This is a genomic window from Nocardia sp. NPDC050713 (assembly GCF_040654315.1).
Taxonomy (GTDB): Bacteria; Actinomycetota; Actinomycetes; order Mycobacteriales; family Mycobacteriaceae; genus Nocardia.
The window spans coordinates 466,383-492,386 of record NZ_JBFAHS010000002.1 but is presented as its reverse complement, the minus strand read 5'-3'; the positions used below and the strand labels follow the sequence as shown (position 1 = coordinate 492,386).

General features: G+C 67.2%; 28 protein-coding genes. 16 read left to right on the top strand and 12 right to left on the bottom strand.

Going from position 1 to position 26,004, the window contains the following annotated elements:
* Window positions 1–14: 14 nt before the first annotated feature.
* The gene (locus AB0H49_RS05685) at window positions 15–1,136 is read right to left on the bottom strand and encodes a helix-turn-helix domain-containing protein (RefSeq protein WP_357247555.1); all 1,122 of its coding nucleotides are present in this window, start codon (window positions 1,134–1,136) and stop codon (window positions 15–17) included.
* 197 nt (window positions 1,137–1,333) lie between these two features.
* On the opposite strand from AB0H49_RS05685, the gene AB0H49_RS05680 reads away from it, so the two are divergent.
* A complete protein-coding gene (locus AB0H49_RS05680) occupies window positions 1,334–1,711 on the top strand; it encodes a nuclear transport factor 2 family protein (protein ID WP_357247552.1) in 378 nt (125 codons plus the stop codon).
* Between the two features lie 24 nt (window positions 1,712–1,735).
* Here AB0H49_RS05680 and AB0H49_RS05675 read toward each other — a convergent pair whose 3' ends face one another.
* From AB0H49_RS05675 to AB0H49_RS05665, 3 genes are all read right to left on the bottom strand, one after another.
* On the bottom strand, window positions 1,736–2,515 hold the full coding sequence (locus AB0H49_RS05675) for an enoyl-CoA hydratase-related protein (RefSeq protein WP_357247549.1): 780 nt from the start codon (window positions 2,513–2,515) through the stop codon (window positions 1,736–1,738).
* Between the two features lie 68 nt (window positions 2,516–2,583).
* Window positions 2,584–3,228: a hypothetical protein gene (locus AB0H49_RS05670; RefSeq protein WP_357247547.1), complete on the bottom strand. Its 645-nt coding sequence runs from the start codon at window positions 3,226–3,228 to the stop codon at window positions 2,584–2,586.
* A 106-nt stretch (window positions 3,229–3,334) separates the two neighbouring features.
* Window positions 3,335–3,796 carry a hypothetical protein gene (locus AB0H49_RS05665; protein WP_355001444.1) on the bottom strand — a complete coding sequence of 154 codons (462 nt, stop codon included), beginning with the start codon at window positions 3,794–3,796 and terminating at the stop codon, window positions 3,335–3,337.
* A 424-nt stretch (window positions 3,797–4,220) separates the two neighbouring features.
* On the opposite strand from AB0H49_RS05665, the gene AB0H49_RS05660 reads away from it, so the two are divergent.
* The 4 genes from AB0H49_RS05660 to AB0H49_RS05645 all read left to right on the top strand — a co-directional run bounded on the left by AB0H49_RS05660 (window position 4,221) and on the right by AB0H49_RS05645 (window position 10,331).
* A complete protein-coding gene (locus tag AB0H49_RS05660; protein ID WP_357247543.1) occupies window positions 4,221–5,141 on the top strand; it encodes an ABC transporter ATP-binding protein in 921 nt (306 codons plus the stop codon).
* A complete protein-coding gene (locus tag AB0H49_RS05655) occupies window positions 5,138–6,763 on the top strand; it encodes a polyketide antibiotic transporter (RefSeq protein WP_357247539.1) in 1,626 nt (541 codons plus the stop codon). Before AB0H49_RS05660 ends, AB0H49_RS05655 begins: the two co-directional genes overlap by 4 nt.
* Before the next feature lie 371 nt (window positions 6,764–7,134).
* A complete protein-coding gene (locus AB0H49_RS05650; RefSeq protein ID WP_357247534.1) occupies window positions 7,135–8,961 on the top strand; it encodes a glycoside hydrolase family 15 protein in 1,827 nt (608 codons plus the stop codon).
* Complete coding sequence (locus AB0H49_RS05645; RefSeq protein ID WP_355001449.1) at window positions 8,958–10,331, top strand: glucose-6-phosphate dehydrogenase; 1,374 nt, start codon at window positions 8,958–8,960, stop codon at window positions 10,329–10,331. The genes AB0H49_RS05650 and AB0H49_RS05645 overlap by 4 nt, the downstream gene beginning before the upstream one ends.
* 93 nt (window positions 10,332–10,424) lie before the next feature.
* Here the strand turns inward: AB0H49_RS05645 and AB0H49_RS05640 are convergent, their stop codons facing one another.
* Both AB0H49_RS05640 and AB0H49_RS05635 read right to left on the bottom strand, forming a co-directional pair.
* Window positions 10,425–11,150, bottom strand: a complete 726-nt coding sequence (locus AB0H49_RS05640) for a cation transporter (RefSeq protein ID WP_357247530.1) — start codon at window positions 11,148–11,150, stop codon at window positions 10,425–10,427.
* Window positions 11,150–11,485: a metalloregulator ArsR/SmtB family transcription factor gene (locus AB0H49_RS05635; RefSeq protein ID WP_357247527.1), complete on the bottom strand. Its 336-nt coding sequence runs from the start codon at window positions 11,483–11,485 to the stop codon at window positions 11,150–11,152. Before AB0H49_RS05635 ends, AB0H49_RS05640 begins: the two co-directional genes overlap by 1 nt.
* Before the next feature lie 93 nt (window positions 11,486–11,578).
* Between AB0H49_RS05635 and AB0H49_RS05630 the strand changes: the two genes are divergently transcribed.
* From AB0H49_RS05630 to AB0H49_RS05610, 5 genes are all read left to right on the top strand, one after another.
* On the top strand, window positions 11,579–11,923 hold the full coding sequence (locus AB0H49_RS05630; protein ID WP_355001452.1) for a hypothetical protein: 345 nt from the start codon (window positions 11,579–11,581) through the stop codon (window positions 11,921–11,923).
* Window positions 11,920–12,372 (top strand): MerR family transcriptional regulator, encoded by a 453-nt coding sequence (locus AB0H49_RS05625; protein WP_357247524.1) that lies wholly within the window; start codon window positions 11,920–11,922, stop codon window positions 12,370–12,372. The genes AB0H49_RS05630 and AB0H49_RS05625 overlap by 4 nt, the downstream gene beginning before the upstream one ends.
* Window positions 12,362–12,646 (top strand): hypothetical protein, encoded by a 285-nt coding sequence (locus tag AB0H49_RS05620; RefSeq protein WP_357247521.1) that lies wholly within the window; start codon window positions 12,362–12,364, stop codon window positions 12,644–12,646. The genes AB0H49_RS05625 and AB0H49_RS05620 overlap by 11 nt, the downstream gene beginning before the upstream one ends.
* Before the next feature lie 23 nt (window positions 12,647–12,669).
* On the top strand, window positions 12,670–13,005 hold the full coding sequence (locus tag AB0H49_RS05615; RefSeq protein ID WP_355001455.1) for a YnfA family protein: 336 nt from the start codon (window positions 12,670–12,672) through the stop codon (window positions 13,003–13,005).
* A gap of 116 nt (window positions 13,006–13,121) precedes the next feature.
* Entirely contained in the window at window positions 13,122–13,250 is a 129-nt protein-coding gene (locus tag AB0H49_RS05610) for a hypothetical protein (protein ID WP_357247518.1), read from the top strand.
* Window positions 13,251–13,496: 246 nt separating this feature from the next.
* On the opposite strand, the gene AB0H49_RS05605 is transcribed toward AB0H49_RS05610, so the two are convergent.
* From AB0H49_RS05605 to AB0H49_RS05585, 5 genes are all read right to left on the bottom strand, one after another.
* Window positions 13,497–14,207 (bottom strand): alpha/beta hydrolase, encoded by a 711-nt coding sequence (locus AB0H49_RS05605; RefSeq protein WP_357247515.1) that lies wholly within the window; start codon window positions 14,205–14,207, stop codon window positions 13,497–13,499.
* 128 nt (window positions 14,208–14,335) lie between these two features.
* Window positions 14,336–15,190 (bottom strand): DUF1707 domain-containing protein, encoded by an 855-nt coding sequence (locus AB0H49_RS05600; protein WP_357247512.1) that lies wholly within the window; start codon window positions 15,188–15,190, stop codon window positions 14,336–14,338.
* Between the two features lie 247 nt (window positions 15,191–15,437).
* Window positions 15,438–16,178, bottom strand: a complete 741-nt coding sequence (locus AB0H49_RS05595; RefSeq protein WP_357247509.1) for an NPCBM/NEW2 domain-containing protein — start codon at window positions 16,176–16,178, stop codon at window positions 15,438–15,440.
* A gap of 255 nt (window positions 16,179–16,433) precedes the next feature.
* Window positions 16,434–16,973: a hypothetical protein gene (locus AB0H49_RS05590; protein WP_357247506.1), complete on the bottom strand. Its 540-nt coding sequence runs from the start codon at window positions 16,971–16,973 to the stop codon at window positions 16,434–16,436.
* A gap of 272 nt (window positions 16,974–17,245) precedes the next feature.
* Window positions 17,246–19,519, bottom strand: a complete 2,274-nt coding sequence (locus AB0H49_RS05585; RefSeq protein ID WP_357247503.1) for an NB-ARC domain-containing protein — start codon at window positions 19,517–19,519, stop codon at window positions 17,246–17,248.
* Window positions 19,520–19,735: 216 nt separating this feature from the next.
* Here AB0H49_RS05585 and AB0H49_RS05580 point away from each other — a divergent pair, with 216 nt between their 5' ends.
* From AB0H49_RS05580 to AB0H49_RS05555, 6 genes are all read left to right on the top strand, one after another.
* A complete protein-coding gene (locus tag AB0H49_RS05580) occupies window positions 19,736–20,029 on the top strand; it encodes a hypothetical protein (protein WP_357247500.1) in 294 nt (97 codons plus the stop codon).
* A gap of 5 nt (window positions 20,030–20,034) precedes the next feature.
* Window positions 20,035–20,856, top strand: coding sequence for a Mov34/MPN/PAD-1 family protein (locus tag AB0H49_RS05575; RefSeq protein ID WP_357247971.1), 822 nt, complete (start codon window positions 20,035–20,037; stop codon window positions 20,854–20,856).
* Window positions 20,857–21,131: 275 nt separating this feature from the next.
* Entirely contained in the window at window positions 21,132–22,133 is a 1,002-nt protein-coding gene (locus AB0H49_RS05570; RefSeq protein WP_357247497.1) for an SEFIR domain-containing protein, read from the top strand.
* 486 nt (window positions 22,134–22,619) lie between these two features.
* The gene (locus AB0H49_RS05565) at window positions 22,620–22,847 is read left to right on the top strand and encodes a hypothetical protein (RefSeq protein WP_355001461.1); all 228 of its coding nucleotides are present in this window, start codon (window positions 22,620–22,622) and stop codon (window positions 22,845–22,847) included.
* 18 nt (window positions 22,848–22,865) lie between these two features.
* Window positions 22,866–23,189, top strand: a complete 324-nt coding sequence (locus AB0H49_RS05560; protein ID WP_355001462.1) for a hypothetical protein — start codon at window positions 22,866–22,868, stop codon at window positions 23,187–23,189.
* A 58-nt stretch (window positions 23,190–23,247) separates the two neighbouring features.
* A complete protein-coding gene (locus tag AB0H49_RS05555) occupies window positions 23,248–24,123 on the top strand; it encodes a hypothetical protein (RefSeq protein WP_357247493.1) in 876 nt (291 codons plus the stop codon).
* A 504-nt stretch (window positions 24,124–24,627) separates the two neighbouring features.
* On the opposite strand, the gene AB0H49_RS05550 is transcribed toward AB0H49_RS05555, so the two are convergent.
* A complete protein-coding gene (locus tag AB0H49_RS05550; protein WP_357247490.1) occupies window positions 24,628–25,938 on the bottom strand; it encodes an FAD-binding protein in 1,311 nt (436 codons plus the stop codon).
* Window positions 25,939–26,004 lie beyond the last annotated feature (66 nt).

Sequence of the window (26,004 nt, the reverse complement as noted above, 5' to 3'; positions counted from 1 at the left end):
GTGTTCGGATCGGGTCATGTCTGGTCGCCGGGCGCGCGAAGCAGCCGAGTTTGCAGCGCCAGATAGAGCAGCGCCGCGTCGGCGGGCGCCGCGAAGGCCGCGCCGGTGAGTCGCTCGATTCGCTTGAGACGGTGCAGGACCGTGTTGCGGTGCAGGTGCAGGCGCTCCCCCACCGCCGATGTGGAGCCGCCGAGTTCGTACCAGGCCAGGGCGGTTCGCAGGAGAGCATCGGCGTCGTCGGGGTGGAGTCGATCGAACGCGGCGAGCGCATCCGCGAGGACGTCCGCGGCGAGTCCGGGGTTCGCCGCGATCAACGCGCGCGCCGGGGACGAGGCATAGGTGTGGATTCCGGTGTCCGCCTCGCTCAGGCATCGGAACGCGAGGCGCGCTTGGTCGAGTGCGGTGGGCGTGGCCGCGAGGTCGGTGAACGGCTTGCTCGCACCGGCTCGCGCGCGCACGGCGTGCAGCGCGCGGTCGAGCGTGACCGGCGAGACCGCGGCGGCAAGGGTGACTCGGTCTTCGGCGAGACGGGTGCGGACGGTGGCGACTCCGGTCGCGACGAGGCGAATGTCGCCGACCAGGACGACGTACGTGGCTCGGGCGGGCAGGCGCATCCTTCGGCCAAGGTCCGCACGCTGCGTCGGCGGGAAGCCGGGATCGAGCAGCGCCCGCAGCAACCGTTGATCGGGTTGTTCGGCCCCGGAGACGACTACACGCCGGTAGGCGTCGGCCGCGGCGACGGAATACTCGTCGACGGTGGCCCACATCCGCGTGGACAGCTGAGGTAGCTCGGGACGGTCGTCGTCATCGGCGCGTTCGACGATGATCTCCCAGAACGCCAGGCCCGCGAGACGGAAGGCGTGCAGCAAACTGTCCAGCGGAATGCCTCGCTCGGCCTTGAGGCGTCCAGCGCCTCGGGCGGGTTCGAGCGAATACGGCTCTCCGCCAAGCGCGTCCAGCAACGCCGCGAGGCTTTCGGACACGATGGCGGCCAATTCGTGCTGATCGAGCGCGGCGTCGCCGTAGTCCCCGTCGTCGTTTTCGATTCTGGCGGTGACCATTTCGGAGATCGCGGCCAGATCCGCGCGCAGCTCGCGAAGGAGGCGCGGGTGCTCGGCGGGTATGTCCTGGGTCACTGTCGTGAACCTAGCGCTCGTTGTGCGCGCGCACAACGGAGGTGCCCGAAGTGGAGGCGTGCGCCCGTCGCCACGACGGACGGCTCCCCGCGACACTGAAGTCCCTGATCGGTCACAGCGTCCAGAGTGGCCCTCGCGGAACACCTTTCAGGTCATATCGACGAAAACTACTGCTACAGCGATCGGAGTTGGCCCTCATGACCACTGCCACACACGAATTGTTCGAGCGCTACCACGCGTGCTGGGCGGACCGCGACCCGGACCGAATCATCGAACTCCACACCCCCGACTCGGTGTTCCACTTGCACTCGGGCCAGGAACCCGCCCGAGGCCGCGCGGCCATCCGCCAGGCCGCGGCAGGGACCTTCGCCTTGGTTCCCGACCTGACCTTCCACCTGATCTCGTTGCGCGTCGGAGACGATTTCTGGGTGGTGCAGTGGCAGTTGACCGGGACCTCGGCGACCGGCAATCGCGTGCAGGTCGACCTCGCGGACTACGTCCTGGTCGAGGACGGCGCCGTCAAGGAGAAGCATTCCTACGTCGACGGGGTGGCCATGCAGGCGGCGCTCGGCTGACAGCGCGCTCACACCGCCGAGTTGCTAGTCACGCCAGACAGGTGGGCGCTTCTCCAGGAAGGCCGCCATCCCTTCGCGGGCGCCGGGAACTTGCGCGGCGGCGGCCATGACCTCCAGGGCGAGGGCGTAGGCGTCCGCTTCGGGGCGGTCGAGTTGGCTGTAGAGGGTGCGTTTGCCGAGTGCCTTGCAGGCCCGACTGCCCCGGGTGGCGCGGGCGAGCAACTCGTCCACGGCGGCGTCCAGCTCGGCGTCCGGCACCGCCCGGTTGATCAAGCCCCACTGTTCGGCCGTACGGGCATCTATCGGGTCGCCGGTGCGGGCCAGCTCCATCAGCCGCTTGCGGCCGACGGCGCGGGCCACCGGCACCGCGGGAGTGTGACAGAACCAGCCGCCCTTGCCGCCAGGGAGCGCGAAACCGGCGGATTCGGCGGCGACGGCCAGATCGCAGGAGGCCACCAGCTGGCAGCCCGCGGCCGTGGCCAGTCCGTGTACCCGGGCGATCACCACCTGCGGCACCGACTGAATCGTCGACATGAGTTCGGTGCACAGCGTGAGCAGTTCCCGCACGCCGAGCAGGTCGCGGGCGGCGACGTCGGCGAAATCGTGTCCCGCGGAGAAGACCGGACCGTGCGCTCCGAGCACTATCCCCGTGGCGTCGGTTTCGCCCGCGGCGCGGAACGAGGCGAGCAGTTCGGCCAGATGCTCACCCGACAGCGCATTGCGCCGTTCCGGCCGGTTCATGGTGATGCGCACGGTGTCGCCGTCCCGCGCGACCAGCACATGCCGATACTCCAAGGCGGTCATATCTCCACCGTAGAGCGCCACGGGCAACCGCACGACAACTCCGGGGCGGCACTGTCTTTTGCGTTCTCTCAGCCGCGGTACGGCCCGGGATCATGCGGCCGGGGCTCCGTCGCGGGAGTGGACCACGGTGCGGTTTCGCCGGGCCTCGGTGTGTCGGCTGGGCGGCGCTGCCTGTCCGCTTCGGCAGCGGCTCTGGTATCGACCTCACGTTGCGCGAAGGCGATGTCGCGTGCGCTTCGCACCGACAATCGGCCCAGCGAGGTCGCGGCGAAGAAGAGGATCAGCGCACCGAGACCGTAGAAGTAGGTCAGTTGCAGCACGGCACGTTTCCAGTCGGACGTGGCGACCGGGTCACCGACATCCCCGATTCCCAACGGGCCCGCCAGCACCGGCCCGATGACGAACCAGAAGCCCGCCGCCACCCCCAGCCACGCGCCGAAGCTCGCCACCAGACGGTTGCGGCTCACCAACATGAGCAGTCCGCCGATGACCGCGGCGGCGCCGGGCAGTACTTCGAGCCACCCACGCGCCGCGGTCCACACCCACGGCTCGTCCGGAGTGAACGCGAAGTCGAAGGACGGCCCGAGGAACGGGATCAGCGCACCCCAGGCGCCCAGCAGTAGCACCGCGAGCCCGCCGAGGGCTCCCCGGCTACGCGGAATTCGCAGCCGCCGGCCGCGGTCGGCGGGAACAGTGTCATCGACGTCCCTCATGACGCCTCCATTCGTGGGGGTAGGTGCTTACACCGCGCCTACCCCTTGCCCACCGCGGTACGCACGATCACCGCAGGTGGGTCCACAGCCGCTGCGCGACCGGCGGCTATCCGCCGAATCCCACCAGCGCGTCGGCGAGGTCCGGAACCTCGAGCACCTCCAGTGCTTGCTGCCGGACGTCGGGGCAGGTCTGCGTGGTGACCGTGTCGACGATCGTCTTGTCCTGAACGACGTCGTCGGTCAGCTCGTTGCGGGCCGCCCAGTTCTGCACGGTTCCGTTGAAACTGGTCTTGGCGATAGTCGAACCCTGGTCGCGCCAGTTGTCGAGTTCGGGCTGGATCATGTCGCACAACTGCTGGCTGGCTTCGGAGCTGATTTCGGCACCCGTCGTCGGCGATGTCGCAGGGGAGGTGGTCGGCTGTGTCGTGGTGACGGGCAGTGTGGTGATGATCGTGGTGTCGTCTGCGGTGTCGTTGCCGTTGTCATTGCAGCCGGTGAGCATGATGCTCGCGGCCACCGTCCCGGCGACGAGAGCGGAGCGGGTAATTCGACGTCGGTTGGCGATCACGTCATCTCCTTCTGGTCGAGTCGTCGATTCGCGTTCGGAGCCCAGGTGAGCACCGTTCATCGTTGGGCGGGCAAAGCGCTGACCATCTCTGACAACTTGAATTCGCTGTGACACGACTGCGATGTCGTCTACCGGCCCGGGACTCGGCGCGCTCGCGACATGTGGATTGTGGATTCGAAGCCGAGCCGTTCGATCTGATACGGGGCAGTCCATCGAAATTGTGCCGGGCAATCGAGCGGCTCGTGGCGCATTCCGGAGATTCAGCGCCTCGGCGATGCCCCGGCAACGGTGGTGTGGACGCCGGATCGCTGCGCGCACCGATCGTCGAAAACCTGCCACGACCGCGGCAGCGGAGTACCTTTTACTCAGGTGAGCCGGGAAGTCTGGTCGGCGTGTCGTATCCGCCGACCTCGAAAGGGCTTCCATGTCCACAGCGGCGTTGCCCGCACGCGTCGATACGCGCGCGGCCATTTCGATCGAGCATCTGTCCAAGCGCTTCGGCCGCACCATCGCGGTCGACGACCTGACCCTGACCGTCGGGCCAGGTGAGGTGTTCGGCTTCCTCGGACCCAACGGAGCGGGCAAGTCGACCACTATCCGGCTGATTCTCGGCCTCATCCGACCCACCGCGGGCACCGTACGAGTGTTCGGTGCCGACGCCGGTGATGTGCGGCGCGCGCACCGCCACCTCGCCTACGTGCCCGCCGATGTGGCGTTGTGGCCGTCTCTGACCGGTGCCGAGGCGCTCGAGCTACTCGCCCGCGTCGGCCCTGGCATCGACCTGTCCTATCGCGCCGAGCTGATCGACCGCCTCGACCTCGATGTCGACAAGCCCGGCAAGGCCTACTCCACCGGCAACAGGCAGAAGGTCGCTCTGGTCGCCGCTTTCGCCTCCCGCGCTGCGCTGCTCGTTCTCGACGAGCCGACGAGCGGGCTGGACCCGCTGATGGAGCGCGAGTTCCGTCGGTGTGTCGCCGAAGCACGCGAGCGCGGGCAGACGGTTTTCCTGAGTTCGCACCAGCTCGGCGAGGTCGAGGCGCTGTGCGACCGGGTCGCGATCCTGCGCGCCGGGCGACTGGTGGAGATCGCGACACTGGCCGAGCTGCGCCGACTGCACCGCACGATTGTCGAGGTCGCCTACCAGGGCGCGGCGCCGGCGCTGGACCAGGTGGACGGTGTCGAGGCCGTCGAGGTGCTCGATGAGGGCCGCATGCGGTTCACCCTGTCCGGGCCGCCCGCGCCCGCGCTGCGCACGCTCGCCGCAGCGCAAGTGACGGCGCTGTCGTCTCGGGAGCCCACCCTCGAGGAAATCTTCCTCGACTACTACGGGCAGGCACGGCGATGACCGCCACCACGGTCCGGCCACAGCCAGTGCGGCTCTCCGCACCCGGGCGGGCGGCGGCCCGGCTCACCCGCCGCCAAGCGCGGCGCGCAGCGGCGATCGTGGCGCTCACAGCCACCGGCCTGTCGGCTCTCGTCGCGGCTCAATACCGCACGACCTTCGCCGACAGCATCGACGCCGGCGCGCTGCGCGCACTGGCCGAAAACCCCGCCGTGCGAATCTTGTTCGGAGCCCCGCTCGCCCTCGACGATCCCGGCGGGTTCACCGTCTGGCGCACCGGTACCCCGGTGCTGGTGCTGTGCGGTATGTGGGCACTGTTGGCCGCCACCCGCCTGACTCGCGGCGAGGAGGACGCCGGGCACTGGGACCTGCTGCTCGGCGGCAGGCTACGCCCGATGGACCTGGTCGTGCGCTGCGCAAGCACATTGTGTCTGGCCGCCGCGGTGATCGCGACGGGAGTCGGAGCCGGTCTGGTCGTGACCGGTACCGACCCCACCGGAGCGCTCCTGCACGCACTGTGCGTGTTCGGATCGACGGTGACCTTCGCCGGCGTCGGGCTGCTGGCCGCGCAACTGCTGCCGACGCGGGCGGCGGCCTCAGGGCTCGCCTCGGCCGTCCTCGGGGCGAGCCTGCTGCTGCGGATGCTCGCCGACGGTGTCCCCGCGCTCGCGTGGACCGCCTGGCTCACCCCCTTCGGGCTCGCCGCCCGCGTCGCCCCGTACGCCCACAACCGAATCGAACCGCTGTACGTCCTGGCGGTACTCGCCATCGCGCCCGCTACGGCGGCGATCGTCGCCGCCCGGTGGCGCGATCTCGGCGGCGCCCTGGTCACCCTGTCCGACACCAAGCCCGCCCGCACCCGACTGCTCGGCTCGGTGCACAGCTTCGCCATTCGGCGCGCCCTCGCACCCACCACAGGCTGGGGCGTGGGGATCGCCGCCTATTTCCTGCTCATCGGCGCATTGATCTCCTCGATCCTCGAATTCTTCGCCGAGAACCCGCGTTTCGCCGAACTCGCCGCGACGGCCGGGTTCGGCAGCCTCGATTCGGCCACCGGGTTCGCCGCGGCGATGTTCGCCCTGCTCTCCATCCCGGCCGGGCTCTACGCCGCCACCCGCATCACCACCATGGCTGCCGACGAGAAGGCGCGCCGCTGGACCGCCCTACACGCCCTTCCGCTGCCGCGCTACCGGTCGGCGGGAACCGAAATCATCGTCACCGCAGGCGGTCTCGCAGTACTGTTGCTCACCGCGGCGGTCGCGATGTGGGTCGGTGCGGTACTGACCGGTGCGCCGCTGAGCCTGCCCGAGGCCATCGCAGGCGCCGCGAACGCCGCCCCGGTCGCTGTGCTCGCGCTCGGCGCCGCGGCACTGGCACTGGGCTGGTTCCCCGAGGCCGTCGGTCCGATCGGCGCCGTGCCCGTCGTCGGCGGGTTCCTCCTCGACGTCGTCGCCCAGAGCATCGGTGCGCCCGGCTGGGTCCGCGAAATCTCCCCCTTCGCGCACCTCGCCGCCGTACCGGACACCGCACCCGACTGGGGAGCGAGCCTCACCCTCGCCGCCATCGCGGTCGTGGCCGTGACGATCGGACTGTACGGCTACACCCGCCGCGACCTGAGAGGTTGAACTCCTCTGTCACCGTTTGCCGCCATTCGTGACGGGCGGCGAAAGGAGCCTTCCGCCCCGAGCGGCGGGTGCCGGTCTCGACGTCATTCGATCCGAGTTTCGTGCACGGGCGGTGACTGCGATAGCGGAGATCGCGTGGTGATAACAATCGTTGGTGACCCGGTGCAAAGCTGCTAAATTTGCGAAGATTCGCCGTCGACATGCCGTGAGGTCGATCCGACGCCTACGACGACACACGAGTTCGCTTTCGACGACATGGAGCAGGGCGTTCGAGGTTCGGACCAGAAGCTCGACGATGTCGTGAAGGTGCTGATTCGTTTCGGCTGAGGACCGCCGCCACTTCGCTTGCCTTCTTCCGGGAAAGAGCCGAGATGCACGATCCCGATCCACCATTCAGACCGATTCGTCATCGAGACGGCTATCTCCCGCTCGAGGACTACGGACTGATCGGAGACGGCGCGACCGCCGCCCTCGCCGGTGTGGACGGCACGATCCCCTGGCTGTGCATTCCCCGGTTCGACGCCGAACCGCTGTTCTGCGGACTGCTCGATCACGCACGTGGCGGCTCGTTCACCGTCGCACCGGCGAACTTGCTCGAAGGCCGACAGCGGTATCAACCCGACACCGGCGTACTGGAAACCGAGATGCGCTGTGCGACCGGGGTCGTCCGGTTGACCGATGCGATGGTGCTGCGCTCCGGCGCCGACCTGCGCGACGACGCTCCGGCCAACCGCGCCGAACTCGTGCGCTCCGCGGTGGTCATCGACGGACACGTCCGTTTGAACGTGGACGTCTCACCCCGCGGCGGTGGCGAGGTAAGACCGGTGTTCAGCGGTCTCGAGATCCGCGCGAAGTCACAACCGGGCCTACGGCTGCATCTGCGCGGCAACCTGCCGCTGACCGGCCTGCACGGCAGCACCGACCTGGAACAGGGAGAACGGCTGGACCTGGTGTTGTCCTGGGGACGGTTCCACCGCCACCACCGTCTCGACGCCTCGTCGATGCTGCACGACACCGCGAGCGCCTGGCGATACTGGTTGACGGGGTGCAGCTACGACGGCCCGCGCGAACCTCTGGTCCGGCGTGCCGCGATCACCCTCAAACTGTGCGACCACTGGGTCAACGGCTCCGTCGTCGCCGCACCCACCTCCTCGCTCCCCGCACCGATCGGTGGCATCCGCAACTGGGACTACCGTTATGTGTGGATTCGCGACGCGTCCTATGCCGTGTATGCCTTGCGCCGCATCGGTTTCGACGGCGAGGCCGACGCGTTCCTCGGATGGGTTCTCGACGCGTTCGAACGCAGCAACGGGCCGCGCATCATGTACGACATCGACGGCGACCCCGTGCCCGACGAGACCGAGGCCGCGGATCTGGAAGGCTACCGGCGCTCGGCTCCCGTCCGCTGGGGCAACGGCGCAGCCGACCAACGCCAGCACGACGTCTACGGCGAGATTCTCGACTGCGCCGACCAGTGGCTGCGCTCCGGCGGGGAGATACAGCAAGTCCTGTGGGCCAGCCTGGCGCGACTGGCGGATGCGGCCGGTCGTTCATGGGAGGAACCGGATCAAGGCATCTGGGAAGTGCGCAGCCCAGGCCGCGCGTTCACCTACAGCGCCGCACTGTGCGAGGTCGCGCTGGACCGAGCCGCCTCGATCGGCGAACGCTTCTTTCTGCCCGGGCCCGTCGGCACGTGGCGCGCCACCGCCGCTCAGATCCGCGAATCCATCCTGAAACGCTCGTGGGACGATCGCGCGCAAACGCTCAGCGCACATCTCGACGGAGGCGGCGCCCTCGATGCCAGCCTGCTGGCGCTGCCACTACGGCATGTCGTCCCCGCCGATCATCCCCGCATGGTGGCGACAACCGCGGCCGTGGCCGATCGCCTCGGCGCCGGAAACGGATTGCTGTATCGATACCGGCACGACGAATCACCCGACGGCCTGCCGGGCGACGAGGGCGCCTTCGTCCTGTGCAGCTTCTGGCTGGTCGACAACCTGACCATGCAAGGCCGTATCGAGGAAGCCGAGCAGCTCTACGACTCACTGTGCGACCGCGCCAGCACCCTGGGTCTGTTCTCCGAACAGATCGACCCAACGACCGGTGCGTTCATGGGCAACTTCCCTCAGGCGTTCAGCCACATCGGCGTCATCGCCAGTGGCGTGAATCTCGCACGCGCGAAGGCGGATCGACGATGATCCAACGACTTGTCATCTTCGGCGGCACAGGCGATCTGACCGGACGCTATCTCCTGCCGGGACTGGCCGCACTGCACGAGACCGGAAAGCTCGACACGAGTTGCCAACTCGTCTGCGTCGATCTGAAAGATTGGGACGACAAGCAATTCCGGGCATGGGCTGCCGACCAACTCGACCAGCACGCCGCGAAGACGGCAGGCGATGCCAGACGAGCGGTCACAGCCGCCGCGCGATACCGGCGAGCCGACATCCAGAACCCGCTCGAGGTGGCCGAAGCGATCGCCGGTGACGGTCCGGTGGCTGTCTACCTGGCGCTGGCTCCCGGACTGTTCCCCACGGCGATTCGGACGTTGCACGACACGAACCTGCCCGACGGCAGCCGGATCGTGCTCGAGAAGCCGTTCGGCGTCGACCTCGCCAGTGCCGAGACACTGAACCAGCTGCTGTCGGACCTGGTGCCGGAACAGGCTGTGTTCCGGGTGGACCACTTCCTCGCCATGACGACCGTGCAGAACCTGCTCGGCAGCAGGCTGGCCAATCGCGTGCTCGAATCCCTGTGGAACAGCGCCCATATCGCCAAAGTCGAGATCACCTGGGATGAGACGCTCACCGTCGAGGGCAGGGCCGGGTACTACGACAACGTCGGGGCGCTCGAGGACATGGTGCAGAACCATCTCCTGCAATTGCTGTGCCTGGTGGCCATGGAACCACCGATCACGCTGTCCGAGCGTGATCTGCGCGACCGCAAGGTCGACGTGCTGCGGTCGATACGTCCCCTCACCGACGACGACATACCGCACCGCACGCGGCGAGCCCGCTACAGCGCAGGCACGATCGGCGATCGCAGCGTCCCCTCCTACACCGACGAGCCCGGCGTCGACCCGCGACGGGGCACCGAGACTTTCGCCGAAATCGAACTGGCACTCGACAATTGGCGATGGTCGGGAACGACCTTCGTACTGCGCACCGGCAAAGCTCTCGGCGCGGACCGCAAGGAAGTCGCGGTCCACTTTCGTCCCGTACCCCACGTGCCCTTCGGTCACGATGAATCGACATCGCCGAACATCCTGCGTTTCACGCTCGACCCCGAAAGCCTCACCCTCGCTCTCACGGTCGTGGGAGCCACCGTGGGCACCCTGGTCCCGCTCACCATGACGGCGCCGATTCAACCACCGGAACTTCCCGCCTACGGACGGCTCCTGTTGGACGTCCTGACCGGAAACCCGGTCCTGTCCATCCGCGGTGACGAAGCCGAACAGGCATGGCGGGTGGTCACTCCGATCATTTCCGCCTGGTCGCGCGACCTCGTGCCACTCGACCACTACCCCGCGGGTTCGATCGTCCCGAGTGGGGTCGGCAATGGCCGATGACCACATCAGAAGGCGGAAAGCTCTTGTCAGAGAATCACTCTCTCGTCCAGCGATGACAGCGTTGGGTCGACTGGGCGGCGGGGAGGCCGGGTCTCAGCGGTCCCTTCCGCTGGAGTCGTCGCAGCAGTCGCAGGCGTGCTCGCTCGTCCCCGCGGTGCCGAGCAGTGCGGTCGGTGTGGCGCAGCAGGTGTCGCCCTTCCAGGCGTTGCGGCCTTCCTTCACCGCGATCGCGGCGATGACGAGCGCGGCGATCGGGTCGGCCCAGGACCAGCCGAAGAGGCTGTTGAGCAGCAGTCCGATCAGCAGGACCGCCGAGAGGTAGGTGCACAGCAGGGTTTGCTTGGAATCGGCTACCGCGGAGGCGGATCCGAGTTCGCGCCCGGCGCGGCGCTGCGCCCACGACAGCACCGGCATGACGACCAAGCTGACCGCGGCCAGGGTGATCCCGATCGGCGAGTGCCGCGCGTCGCCGATACCGAGCAGGCCGCGGACCGACTCGACGGTGACGTAGGCGGCGAGGGCGAAGAAGGAGAACGCGATGATCCGCAGCGCGAGCTTCTCTCGTCTCGCCGGGTCTCGGCCGGCGAACTGCCAGGCCACCGCCGCGGCCGAGGACACTTCGATCACCGAATCGAGGCCGAACCCGATCAGTGCGGTCGAGGACACCCGCGCGCCCTCGGTGAGCGCGATGACCGCCTCGATGACGTTGTAGGAAATGGTCGCGGCGACGAACCACCGGATCCGCCGCGCCAGCACCGCCTTGCGATCCGGGCTCGGACCGACCGAGACCTCGAACGAGGGCATCCCGAGGGAAGCCATCAGCAGCAACCTTCGGTGTCGGCGTCCGGGCAGCAGGCCGGGTCGACGGCCAGCACCAGGCCGAGCAGGTCGTCGAGGGCGGCCGCGATGCGGGTGTCGGCCAGTTCGTAGCGGCTGCGGCGGCCTTCGGGGACCGCGACCACCAGCCCGCACCCGCGCAGGCACGCGAGATGGTTGGACAGGATCTGGCGGGTGACACCGATCCGCTCGGCCAGCTCCGACGGATATCCCGGCTCGAGGCGCAGGTTCAGCAGGATCTGGGTGCGGGTCGGATCCGACAGCGCATGCCCGAACCGGGCGAGAGCGTCGGTGTGCAGCGCCGGCAGAGTCTCCATAGCGCAACGGTACATCATAATCTGTATTCAGAAAATATTGGATTGTGATTCGGGGTTGCATCCTGTACCGGGGTCCAGGCTTACCGTCGGAACATGACGATTTCTCCTGGAAGCGAGGGCTGGGTGCCGGACGCGTGCACCCTTCCCACCGCGGAACAGCCGATCCGGATCGCCGAATTCGACCGCTTCTTCGCCGAATCCGTGCACACCGCCCGCCGACCGAGCCCGGCCCGGCTCGAACTAGTGCTGGATCCGGCCGCCGAACCGGCCGCCCGTGATCTGGCGGCGCGGGAGTCGAGTTGCTGCTCGTTCTTCACCTTCGACTTCGACACCACCGAAGCCGGTCTCGTGATGGGCGTCGGCGTTCCCGACACCTACCTCGACGTGCTCGACGCCTTCGCCGCCCGCGCGGTCACCGCGATCGGCGGAGCGCGGTGACCGCGTTGCGCACCAGCGAACTCGCCGCCGCGGCCGGGGTGAACACCGAGACGCTGCGCTACTACGAACGCCGCGGCCTGCTCGCCGAGCCGGAGCGCACCCTCGGCGGGCACCGCCTGTATCCGGAGCAGTCCGTCACGGTGCTGCGAGTGATCAAGGCGGCCCAGCGGCTCGGCTTCACGCTCGACGAGGTCGCGGTCCTGCTCGACGCGACCCAGTTCGGGCGCGGCCGAGCCGATGCCGGGCTACAGGCCCGGGCCGCGGCGAAGCTGGCCGAGGTCGACGCCAAGCTCGCCGAACTCACCGCCGTGCGCGACACCCTGCGCGCGGCGCTGGCCGCCGGATGCGACGATCTGCTCGCGTGCAGCGAATCACCTTGCTGCCCGGTGCCTTTCGATACGGAAGTCGGTCATCGCACGACCCGCGCGGGAGGCCGCTGTGGTTGCTGAGACAACGAAGCGTCGTCGCTGGTGGGCACCGATCGGCGCGGGCGCCCTGCTGTGCCTGGGCTGCTGCGTGGTCCCGCTGCTCATCGCGGCCGGTGTCGTCGGCAGCGGCACATTGTTGGTCAGCCTGTCGTGGCTGCAACCGCTCGGCTTCGCGCTCATCGGTATGGGTGTCGCCGGATTGCTCTGGTCGCGGCTGCGCAGTCGCCGCACCGGCTGCGGCAGAACAGGCGATGCGAGATCGGGTTGCGGCTGCACCACGACCACGGCCGCCTGAATTCGGGCATTTAGGCTCTGCCCATGACCGTGCTGCGCTCGATACTGCTGTTCGCCCTGGCCGCCGTCGCCGAGATCGGCGGCGCATGGCTGGTCTGGCAAGGCGTACGCGAGCACCGCGGATGGGCCTGGATCGGCGCGGGCGTCATCGCCTTGGGCGTCTACGGCTTCGTCGCCACCCTGCAACCCGACGCCAACTTCGGGCGCATCCTCGCCGCGTACGGCGGGGTGTTCGTCGCCGGATCCCTGCTGTGGGGCATGGCGCTGGACGGGTTCCGCCCCGACCGCTGGGACGTGATCGGCGCCGCCATCTGCCTGATCGGAGTCGCCGTCATCATGTACGCGCCTCGCGTCGTCTGACCCCACTTCCCGAAACCCAGCTCTTGCCGCGATGAGGTCAATCCCTCATCCTTCGCCACCGCTCGTGTCGACGCCGCGCGGATCGTGGTGTGGGCTCGCACCTCTACGTCAACCAGATGAGCACGAGCACTACCGCGATGACCAGCAAGATCGTGATGGCGAGGTGGGGTGCGGGCACCCTCCGCGTGGCCGGCGCGTCGGAGGGTGAGACGTCGTCTCGACCGTGGTCGGCAGGCATCGATTGATCATCGAATCGTTCGGACATGCCCCTGCGATACCCGGGTGCCGGAGCGAAAAACTCGCTGAGTGCTCCCCCATCCCGCCGCTTATGCCGTTGCACTTGGCGGCGGCCTCCCCCGGCGGTGCCGTGGTTGGCCTTCAGGCGCACGGCTCGGTTGGCCGATGCCGTCACGCTGGCGACTTTCTGCCTTGCGCAGCAGACGCAGCGAAAGCGGTCGCTCAGCGTGCGGCCCGGCCTCTGCGAACGGAGGTCAGTGCCGAGCTGTGGCTCGCAGGACGAGTTCGGCCACGTCCGACGGACGCGAGACCGCGACGGCATGTGAGGCGGTGACCTCGACCGTGATCGCGTTCGCCCGTTCGGCCATGTTCCGCTGCGCCTCGATCGGGATGTTCTTGTCCTCGGTCGTGAGCAACGCGTAGCTCGGCAGCTCGCGCCACGCGGTGGCCGACGCGCCTTCCTGCAGAGCGGCGAGCGCGACGGGGCGCTGGGTGATGCCCATCAGTTCGCCGGTGGCGGCGGGCGTATCGGCGGCGAACTGGGTGTGGAAGGCATCCTGGCGGATGTAGAGCTCGGTGCCGGTCGAGCCGTCGGGCAGTGGGTAGGTAGCCGAGCGGGTGGTCGGACCGAGAGTGGAGCCGGGGAACTTGTCGGTGAGTTCCAGGGCGCTCTCGCCGATGTCGGGGATGAAGGCCGCGATGTAGACCAGGGCGGTGACGTTCGGTTTGCCCGCGGCGGCCACGGTGATGACGCTGCCTCCGTAGGAGTGGCCTACCAGAACACAGTCGCCTTCGATCGAGTCGAGGACGGAGGCGATGTACGCCGCGTCGCTGTCGAGGCCACGCAAGGGGTTGGCGGCCGCGATCACCGATGTGCCTGCGGCGCGCAGTCTTTCGGCGACGCCGTTCCAGCTCGACGAGTCGGCGAAGGCGCCGTGGACGAGAACGATGGTCGGTGTGGGCAAGGCGAGTCCTCTCTGATGCGACGTGTTGCTGTGCCGCATTCAGTTTCGGCCGCCCACGCCCACGGCGCCCCTCTCCTCCGGCCGTAAATGCCTCCGATCAGGACAAGCCTTCCGGTCCCGCGGCTCGTCTACCGTGTCGCGCGGAGATCGCCGAATACCCCGACGCAATCACCTCCGCTGATATCGGTCACTTGCAGACGCAGCCGCAACGGCTTGTCGAATTCGAGATGGATCGGAACCGTGGCGCCGAGTTTCACAGTGACGTCGGTGAGGAGCGTCCCGTCGGCGTAGATCTGGAACTGCATGGCGATATCACTGGGTGTCGAGTCGTCGCGCACGCCCATCACTCCGTCGAGCCGAGTGAACTTGCGGCCGAGGTCGTATTCGACGAAAGCCAGCTCCTTGTAATAGGGATCGAGCATGACCGACCGACTGTAGGAAGTTCCCGACACCTTGCTCGGCCCGGTATCCAGATCCGAATACTTGCCGCCGGACAATGTCTTGAAGTCCATCAAATACTGCACAGCGTCGGTGCTCACATCCGACAGGGCGCCGGATGTGGGAGTGGTCGCCGTCTTCGAAACCGAAGTGGCCGTGCCGGATTGGGGTGCACTCGGCAGGCCGGCGGCCGAGGTCGCGACACTCGGGCTCGGTGCGACCGCGGTAGCGGGCGCCGCCGCTCGTCCCGCCGGGGTAGGCGACTTCTGCGTGACCAGCACCACGACCGCGCCGATCAGCACGACGCAGACAATCCCCAGCGCGGCAGCCGCAAGCAACCAGGGGTTACGTCGAGCACTCGCAGGCGCGGGTAGATCCGCGAAAACGATATCCAGATCCGCTTGGGTGACCGCACTGGCGATCTTCTGCGACCTCAGATCGAATTCTCGGTAATCGATACGACCAGCCGCCTGATGTTCGTTGAGAAGCGCCAGGGCGCGATCCCTTTCGACCGTGCCTATCCGTGGAGCCATATTCTCTTCCATTGTCGGCAGTGTAGTGCATCCGCACACTTGTGTTGGAAATTTGCTGCAACAGTGCGGCTTTCGAACCAATTGGGACACAAGGAATTCCGTGAACCCGACTCGGCCCATTTAGTTGTTCGAACGAAGTCATGACCTGAATCCCCTTTTTCGTATGCGGAGAAGGTGCGCCTGGATCAGGCGGAGCTGATGCGCTCGAACGGGATTCGGTTGATGTGATGCCGCCGATGCGGGCAGGCTCTCCGCCCCCTCACCGCCTACGTCCGGGCGGCGCCGTGCAGTGCACCCGGGGTCGTCCCCACGCATTCTTGGCGTCCTGAGATTTTCTCGTGTCGAACAACGTCAGCCGCACCACACCGGAGAGATCGATGTCGACCTCCCGGGCGGCATCCGTCATGGACATCTCGTCGGCGAAGACCTCGCGATCGTCAGCCTTGACCACGAAGCGACCCACACCGGCGGAAGACGCGGACTCGGCATCCTTGCCGATCCACACCGAGAAGCGATCACATTTGCCGCCGACCATCCAGGTCGCGCGGTTCATGGGGTCGGACGAACTGGATGGGTAGTAGCCGACGATACTGCTCGGGAAGCTCGCCGAACCGATGAGAACCGGATCGACCGGGTCGAATCCGTTGTTCCAGGCCACGGACTGGTACGCGGTGAGCTCGTACCAGCCGTCCGAGGGCGTCGGGCCATCGGAGTTCGTCGCGCCCGCACTCGGCACACCCGCCGAACTCGGCACCGATGTCTTCGGCGCCGAAGAAGTGGCACTCGTCGAAGGTGCGACGGAAGTGGTGGTGGCGGGCGAAGTTCCGGGGAGCAGCGCCTCCTTGTCCGCCGGAGTCGCCGATGGTGACGCCGAGGCATCCGATGCGAGCCGTTCCAGGAACGACAGCGCGCCATCGGCATTCGACAGAGCGACGACCGCCAAGGCCAGCACCGTTGTTGCGGCCACCCACCGCGATCGCTTCTCTTTGGTGAAATCCAAGGCAGGCTCCAGTCCTGATCGAATGGCGGTAGTGGTCCCCAGTCGCGGCAGTAGTGCCGACGTCGCAGTTTCGGGCTCAATCGATACGCGAGTATTCGTCGATTCGCAACCGAAAGGCGAATTGTCCGGGACGTCGGACCTCACGTCCGAATGCCGCTCGTGCAATGAGAATCCGAGCGGTCGGCTTTGTTTCACTGCATGCTCGAAGTATCCACGGCAAGCGGGATGCGCTACGGTCGCTGGACCGCGGACCGATTATTGGTCCAACGTCCAACCCAACTTCTGTTGTTCGGCTTTGAGCCGTCCGAAAGTGTCGCGCACATACTGCACGTATGCCGCGCCGGGATGCGGCACCAGGGGATGCACGTACACGCTGTCGGATTCGGCCGCCAGTTGCACCTCGACTGCCGCGACGTGCGAACAGAAATTGAGCAGCGGTTCGGGCACGTCGTATTCCGGTACGAGATCGGCGTGTTCGACGATCAGATCGCGCATCGCCCTGTTCACCGGCATCAAGGCGTGGTCACGCCACCGCCGCCAACTGTCGGTGGCGAGATCCGGACGGCGGCGGGCCGAGGCTGGTAGATGTGATTCGCGCAATTTCTCCCATATTTGCTCGTTGATATCGACCATCACGTGCAGCGGCCCGTAGAGCTCACGAATCTGCCTGCTCACCCTGCGTAGTCGCGCCTGCCTGCGCTCTTGCGCGATCTGGCCGCGCTGGTTCAGCAAGTAGGCGAGGCCGGCGACCGCGATGGTCGTCACGGCCGTGATGAGCGCGGCGACCGTGCTCACACGACCCCGCGGGTTCGGCGAACTGGGCTCTGCCCGTCAGTTCGAACGAACGAGACTACAGGCATGCGCTGACTCTCCCTGTCGTACAGCAATACTCGAGGCTCCACGGGCGCCGACACCGATGTGGTGGAGCGAGGGAGCTCGACCCGGGTTGCGCCGTCGCGAAGGAACGGATCCAGGATATTTCTGCTGTGGCCGTTTTCGGATGCCGCTGTCGTTCAGACGATTACAGACAATTTCAGCGCGTGCCGCCGATGAGATCGCCGAATTCCCTACCCTCGATCGAACGAGCCTTGTGGATGCGCGGTAGCCGTCGGCGTGTCATCGCATCCGCGATCGTCGCGAGACTCGACGGCGTCTGCTCGGGCCGCGATCTCCGTCACGCGGGCGGTGTCGCGCACCTGGGTGAACATGACGATCGCGGTACGCCAGTGTTGTTGTGCGACTGTCCATTCCCCCCGGGCGGCAGCGACCTTCCCGAGCCCGTCGTGGCCACGAGCCTGCTCGACGAGACTGCCGGCCGCGTGCCCGAGGACGGTGGCGCGGTCGAAGGCTTCGCGCGCGTCCACGAGATCGTCCAGGACCAGATAGGCGTCGCCGAGCACGTTCAAGGCCATGGCCTCGTCGACGAAGAGATTGAATGTCCTGAACATCTCCAACGCCTCCAGCAGTCTCGGCAGGGCGTCGAGGCACTTGCCGAGACTCACCTCGATGAGCGCGGTGTCGCGCAGCAGGATGGCCTTGTTGCGGGGAGCGCCGTGTATGTCGACGAATTCGAGTGCGCGGATACTAAGTCTCAGCGCCTCTTCGAACTCCCGCCGGTGCACGTGCACCCACGCCTGGTGGGCGAGCGCGGTGTGTTCGCCGTGTCGGTCACCGAGACGCACGAACAATGCCCGGGCCCGCTCGTACAGCACCGCGGCCGCCGTGTGGTCACCGGTGGTCATGAGGGCGAGACCGAGATTGTTGCAGGTGACGGCTTCCGCATACTGGTTGTCCGTCCGCACCGCGGCCGCCGCGGCCAGGTGATGGGTCTCGGTCCACAGCTCGATGTCGTTGATGATGAACGCGAATCCCCGCACCGCGAAGGCGATCTGCCAGCATTGTTCGTCGAGTCCGTGCTCGAACGCTGCGCGCGCCGCGGCGGCCAGATTGTCACGCTCGGTGGTCATCGCCCGCACGGCCTCCGGGTAGGTCGATGCCGTTTCGGGGATGCGAGGCGAGCGAGGCGCCATCTTGGAGCGGTGCCGATACGGTGTCAGGACCCGGTCCGCGGCGTCGGCGAACATGGTGTAGTGGTCGACGAGGCGGGTGATGGCCTCGGTCGAGGTCACCGCGTCGCAGCGGGCGGCGGCGCGGCGTCGCGCGAAGGCGCGCAACAGGTCGTGGAATCGGTACCGTCCCGGCGCGGATGCTTCGAGCAGACTCACCTCGACCAGCGTGCGCAGGTGTCGCCACATGGCCGGGGGTTCGATGCCCACGAGTGCCGCCGCGCTCTCGATGTCGAAACTCGGTCCCGGGTGCAGGCCGAGCAGCGTGAATGCCTGCGCGGAATCGGGTGGCAGGCGGCCCACGGAGTATTCGAACAGCGTCTCGACATCACGATCGCCGTCGTGCAGCATCTCCAGATCGACTCTGGTCTCGCCGCGTCCGGCCGGAGCCGTTGGCCACATCTCGCTGCGCAGGATCGCCGAGGCGATCCTGACGGCGACGGGCAGACCATGGCACTGCCTCGCGATCGCCGCGCGCTGTTCGGGATTCGGTGCACGCTCGACCGGAAGCCCGCTCGTCAGGCGATCCAGCAGAGCCTCCGAATCCGAATCCGCCAGTCGCGCGATCTGTACTCGGTCGACATCGTCGAGGCCGTTGAGCGTGCTGCGACTCGTGACGAGTATCGCGGACGCACCCGCGGCGGGCAGCAGCGGCGCGACATGGGCGGAATCCAGGACATTGTCGAGCACCACGAGATAGCTTCCCGCACAGAGCTTCTCACGCAACAGTGCCAGCCGCGAATCCGGCGGGGCGGGAACGGACTCGGGAGCGACGCCCATCTGCCGCAGGAGCGCGCCCGCGGCTACCTCGGGCGCCACGACCGGCGCGGCGGCGTAACCGTGCAGGTCCACGAACAGGCAGCCGTCGGGGAACCGGGGCAGCAGAACACGGGCCGCGCGAACCGCGAGAGCGGTCTTACCGACACCGCCGAGACCCGACAGTACACAGACCGCACCGCCGTCTCGATCACCCGATATCGCGATCACCCGGTCGAGTTCGCGCTCTCGGCCGTGCAGAACCGCGATGTCGCGCGGCAGGTCGGGATGCTGCGGCACCTCCCGCATCGGCGCCTCGGCACGCACGTGCTCGCCTCGACGCGCGATGTCGATCGCGTCACGCAGGTCGATCAGCCGCTTGGCATCGCTGCCGGAAATATGCAACTTCTGGAGCAACCTGTCGAATATCTCGGTCTGCGGCAGTGTCGTGCCGTTCAGATAGGCGTAGACACTGCCGGGAGATAGATTGAGCTGCTCCGCCATTCGCGCGCGACTCACGCGCCCGTGCTTCTTTTCAGCGCGTAGGGCGGCAGCGCTCAACTCGTCGATGAACGGCTTCATCTCCGGGTGCGCTCTCCGTTTGCCGCCCACTGTCACCCTCCTGCTCGGACCACACAGCACCTTCAGGGTGTTCGAGCACTTTTCAGGGCCCCGGGCACCACACGCGTCGATTGTGCTGGAGTGAGGCCTTCGTAGTCCACCGAAGGAATGAACATGTCCGATGCGATGAATCAGCCGAGATCCACGGAACACTCGCCCTTCGACGGCACGACGTCGAGGCAGGCTCCCGATCCGACCGGTCCGCACGAACCGACGGGCACCCGAAACCACCGCCGCCCGTACGGCCTGGTAATCGATATCGACGGACGAATTCTCTTGGCGGACACCGCAGAGGAGATTCGCGACCGCCGGTTCTCACAGGTCACCGCCGAGACGTTCCGCGCGCCTGTCCCGATCCGCGCCGCCGCCGAGACAGGCAGACTTCGGCTACCTCGCACGGCCGCGTGAGCGGAATGTTTCGCCACATCTCCATCGTCGACTCCGTCCTCGCCTCGATCGACCAGCATGTCGCCGCCCACCCACCGGAACGCGGCGGCGGACTGCTCGGACCGTTGGGGCTTCCGCTGATCGCGTCGTTCCTTCCGGACTCGAACGCGATATCGACGGCTACGACCTTCCGCGCCTCACCCACATTTCAGCGGATGCTCAGCCGCATCGAGGAGGCCGAGCCCAACCTCGAACTGAAGGGGATCGTCCACTCGCATGCCGAAGGCGTGGACCATCCCTCGCGGGGTGACGCCGCGGCCTTCGCCGACAGTCTCCGCTTGACTCCGTGGCTCGGACGCTTCGTCAACCCCATTGTCACGAACCAGAATCGGCGAACAGAAGACCACCAGGTGCTACTGCCCAACGGCCTCATGTCGATCTTCGTCTCGGAGCTGACGCCGCAGGGTTCGGTCGACGTCCGTCCTGCCCGAGTACAGATCCTGCCGGTGGGTCGCGATTGCGCGAAACTCGCGACGGCACTCGGCGCGCAGGCTTTCACGCCGAGCACCGTCGAGGTCGAGGGGGTCGGGTATGTCTCGGTTGTCTTGCGCACGGTCGGACTGGAGCTGAAGCTGTTGTTTCCGTTGCTGTATCCGATCCAGGCCCCGATCGTGCTGGCCGAGCGGACCGACGAATTCCACAGCAGGACATCGACATTGCTGCACCGCTTCGGCGTCGAACACCGGAACGACCGCATCCTTCCGCTGCCCCTCACCTGGGATCTGAACGTTCCCGCGGAATCCCGGTTGGCGCGAGCACTGCACGCCGCGCCGAATCCGGTGCGGTGATTTCGTGGCGCAATGCAGTCCGGAAGACCGATGTGGTCGCCTACCATACTGGGCCATCACCGAATTCGGGCCGCGCACAGGTCGGCGATGCGGAAGCGACAGTGCACTCGTACCCCTGCCCGATGAAACACATTCGGGGCATCGATCGGAAAGGACGACATGAGAGGCGGGAAACCCATGACACCGACAAGGGCTGTTGAGCAGCCCACGACGCTCCAGTGAGCACGGAACAGGATGCATCCGCGCGGGCGGCTTCGGACAACGAAGCCCCTCGGGTGTTTGTCTCCTATTCTCACGACTCCCCCGAGCACAAAGAACTCGTTCGCCAGTTCTGTACGTTCCTGCGCAGCGAGGCGGGCGTCGATGTCCGGCTCGACGCGTGGGACGACTACGAGCGCCGCGACTGGTCGCTGTGGGCGATCGACCAACTCTCCGCGGCCGATTTCGTCGTGGTCATCGCCTCGCCCGCCTATAAACGCCGCGCGGACGGCACCGCCGCGGCAGACGAGGGTCGAGGCGCGCAGTTCGAGGCGGCGATCATCCGTGACGGTCTCACCAGAAACTTGCGCGGGGAAACCCGACGCATCCTCCCGGTCGTGCTCCCAGGCCGCTCGGTCGACGAGATTCCGGTGTTCCTGGCCGCGCATTCCACAACCCATTACGAGATCAGCGAATTCACGACAGAAGGCATCAACGATCTGCTCGCGGCATTCAGCGGAGTCTCCGAACACGCCGCGCCGCCCCGCGGCAAATACGTCGGCCCGCAGTTCGGCGCCTGGCCGACCGAATCGCCGGATTCGAGCAGCACACCGCGTAAACGCAAGGCACGACTGCTCACCGACGCGCTCGAACCCATCACGCGCGGCGCGGATCTACGGATCACCGGAGCCGATCTGAACAGCATCCACTACGGCAACAGCATCGTGCACCGCTGCGCGAACTTCTGCAGCGATGCGCGCAGTCCGATCGAGTACAACCTGCGCCGATCGTTTCGCGAGTTCGAAACAGTGGTCGGAATCCTGGACGACGCCGCGGATCCACGGCAGACCGGCTACTTCCAGGTCTTCCTCGACGGCGAAGCACAGAAGCAGGTCGAGGTCGCCTACGGCGAGCCGGCGAAGATCCGCTACGACGTGAGCGATGTCCTGCGATTGCGCCTGGTCGCCTATCGACCGGACACGCTCGACAATCCGATGCTGGCCGGCGCGATGGCGGCTGTCGGACGTTCCGGCAAACTGCCTGCCCTCGCGTGGGGCAACCCGACCCTGTTCACCTAAGGCCGATCGGCCGTCCTGTAGGTCCCGAAACACACCGCCTTTCAGAGGGAGTCGACCATCGCGGCGACTCCCTCTGCGGCTTTGCCCGACCGATCTCGCGATCCGCGAGGCGGCGTGGCCACCGGTGATCGGCGCAGCTCTCGCCGCGTCTTCCAGCAACGTTCAATACTTTCCAGCATTTCTCGGCTACGGACCGGCACACAGCCGAGGCCGTGCATGCTCGATCCGACGACGCCGTGGCGCCGTCACGAAAAGGTCCGGCCGATTCGGGTGCGGGCGGGGTGTACCCGAATCGGTGCCCGCCACCCATCGGAATCGGCTCCGGGACAGCTGATCCCAGGACCCGATGCCGCCCGCGGCCGGGTGCCGAGACGTCGAGACGAGCCGAAGTGCCGGCGCGACGACGCGCGCACCCACTCCGCACAGCGGACTCACACAGGTCGATGCGGTGTCGAAAGCGATTTCGGATATGAGAGAGGTTGTCGGATGCGAGTTGTCAACGCGTTGTTCGTAGCGGTTTTCGGAATCATGATCTGTATAGCCGGATTCAACTACTACGGTTTCGGCGCGATCGTCCTGGTTGTTCTGGGACTGTTGTCCATCGGGTACGGAGGCTATATCGCGTTCTCGCGTGGCACATATTTCATGACGGATTGGTTCTATGCGCTCCCCATCGTCGGCGGGCTCATTCTCTTCGCCGGCCTCGACCACTGACAGGGAGTGGACAACACCATGAGATTCCGATCCGTTCTGCCGGTAGCGGCAGGCGTCCTGCTGGTCCTGGCACCCGTCTCGTGCGGGCAGGATCCCAAGGATGTGACCTGTTCGGACTTCGCCGCGATGAGTTACGAGGATCAGAACGACACCCTCGACGACCTGCTGTCCGACCACGGCCTGGACACACTGTCCGTGTCCAACACCATCGGTGTGCGCAAACAAGTGGACTCCTACTGCGGGACATTCGGATTCAGCAAGGAGACCGGAGGCAAGGCCGGACGCAACGGCACGCAGTCGATCGACAACGCCGTCGACTGGGACTCCAACACATGGGGCTGAGCTCACCGGCCGCGGACCACTGCGGCCGGATTCTCTCTTCGGGAAAGGTGAACCTGCAATGACCGTGGAAGTCGCCGTCGCCATGTTGATCGCATGGGCGGTCGGCAAGGCCAACCGCGTCGGAACACAGATCAACGGACTCACCGACGAGACACTGGACCTCGCGGTGAATCGAGTACGAAATGCGGTCGTCTTCAAGCTCGGCGACGACGCAGCCGTGCGACGACTGTTGGAGGAGGCTCGGGCGACGAACGGTTCGGTGTCGTCGGTGACGCAAATTGCCGCCGAACGGTCGATTGCGGCGGCGATCGCGGACGACAGCCGCTTCGCCGCCGAACTCGCGCGAGTGACAGCGACGCCGACCGCGCCCGGTACGGTGTCGATGAACAACTCCGGCAATTTCGCCGGGGTGATGGGCGATATCCACAGCACCGGTCCGGTGAATGTCACGAGCAAAATCGTCAATCAGGCCAAGAACCACCCCGTTCTCGCGGCATTCGTCGTCGTCGGCGCGGTCGCGCTTCTCGGCTTCTCGGCCGACCGGCTGATGGGCGGCGCGACGGATTCGCTGTCTTCCCCCGGCGGGGCGGCAGGCAACAGCGGCGGATCGAGCTCACTCTCGGTCGGGGACGAATCGGTGGGCTCCCGTGCCATAGTCGGCACCTGGACCGCATCCGACGGCACCGGAACGAAAACGTTCAATTCCGACGGCGGCAGTTGCGACGGCTTCTTCTACAGCAACGGCGAACCGCTCGACATCGGCGGCCCGATGACGTGCTCGATCTCGAGCAAACCCGACGCGGAGGGCCGATACACGCTGGTCGTGGCGCAAAGCCCCAATCGCGCCAGCTACCGCGTCGAGTTCACCGACACCGACCATGCCTCCGTCTTCGACCCGTCCGGGTCGAAACTCTATGAGCTCGAACGTTTCTGACCGAGCTCACGGACCCCCGGTTCGATGGCGCCCCTGCTGTCAGATCGGCTAGGGCCCTCGCCGGAAACGGCTGTTGGCCAACGCGTTTCAGCGCCCAGCTGGCGGCGCGGGGTGCCGCCGCCCGAGCGGGCGACGATCACGGCGGCTACACCACCGACATGAGGTCGGTGGGGTCGGTGTTGGCGCCGCAGAGGACGAAGGCGATGCGTTCGCCATGGTGCGAGCGGGACCTGCCCGCGCGCACGGCCGCCGGACCGGTGGCCGCGCCGTGTTCGACGGCGATGCGGTGGCGGTTTCAGAGCAGGCGGCGGGTCGCGATGATGGCGAGGTCGTCGACGACGACCGAATGAACGACAGCGGCTCGGGCCCACGCCAACGCCGCGCCGCAGACCCGGAGTGCGCCAACGGAATCGGCTGTGAAACCGAGCGGCCGGACGTCCGCAGGCCGCGAGACAACGAGAGTCCGCGGCCTGCGTTCGCCCGGCTCGGCGGTGCGGCCGACTTCTATCCCAGCACCGGGTAGTTCGCCCGGATCACTCCGCGCGGATCTCGCGCCCGCTTGAGCTCGCCCAGCCTGGCCAGCGTCCCTGCGTCGAACGCGCTCGCCGCGGTCTCCTCCGGGGTGAGGAAGGTGTAGGGCTTGCGGCCGCTGATGCTGCCGCCGAGCGCGTCGACGATCTCGCGACGGCGGCCCTTGACCGCGTCGGCGAGATGCGGAAGACCCAGGCCGAGCAGGTACAGCAGGTAGGGCTCGGCAACGGGACCGCACGCACCGCCGTCGGGACCGGTTTCGGCCAATGCGCCGCCGAGGTGGCGGATCTGGATGTCGACCAGCGGGGCGACCGGTCCTTCCAGCACCGTCTTCACGACCGCGTCGTCGAGGGCGGTGAGCAGTTCGGCGCGGGACAGCGAAGGGCTGGGATCGGTGGGTTCGGCGGCGATGGCGCCGAGATCGGCCACCGCCAGCGCGCCGCGGGTGTCGGTGACCGCGCCGCCGATCGCGTCCAGCGCGGCGAGCAGTTCCCGCCCTGCATCCGGGTCGCCCAGGTAGGCGGCGTCCAGCCCGACCATCGGCGGTGCGTCCGGGAACTGGAAACGGTGGAACCACACCGACAGTTCCGCGGGCGCGGACGCGGTGATCTCCTCGAAGAGCGCGAACACCTCCGCGGTGCGGGTACCCGGCCACATCACCCGGCCGCCGTACAGTCCCGGCGCCGGGAACAGCTCGAACTCCAGCCCGGTCACGATCGCGAAGTCACCGCCACCGCCGCGCAGCGCCCAGAACAGCTCCGGATCGTTCTCGGCCGTCACCCGCGCCGCGGCGCCGGTCGCGTCGATGATGTCGAAGGCGCGCACCGCATTCGAGGCCCAGCCGTACTTGCGACCGAACCAGCTCAGACCGCCGCCGAGCGTGTAGCCGCTCACTCCGACCACCGGATTGCTGCCCGCCAGTCCGGCGAGCCCGCGCGCACCGGCCGCGGCCTGCACGGCACCCCAGTTCGCGCCCGCGCCGACCTTCGCGATCCGCCGTTGGGCATCGATCTCGACGCCGTCGAGCCGCCCGGTGCGCAGCAGGATCGCCTCCGAGATCCCACCCGCCGCACCGTGACCGGTCGGCTGCGCCACCACCGGCACCCCCGCCCGCGCCGCATAAGTGACGACGGCGGCCACGTCGGCGACGTCGGCGGCCTCCACCACCGCGGCTACCGGCTGAACGACCGTCACATTCCACGGCCGTGCGGCGCCGTCGAAGCCCTCGTCGCCGGGCAGCAGCACCCGGCCACGCACCGTGTCGCGCAGAGCATCGAAAGACATTGTTGCTTCCTAACTTTCAGTAGTACACAAATGTGGGGCGCGATCGCCTTTGTCCGTGCCCACCGG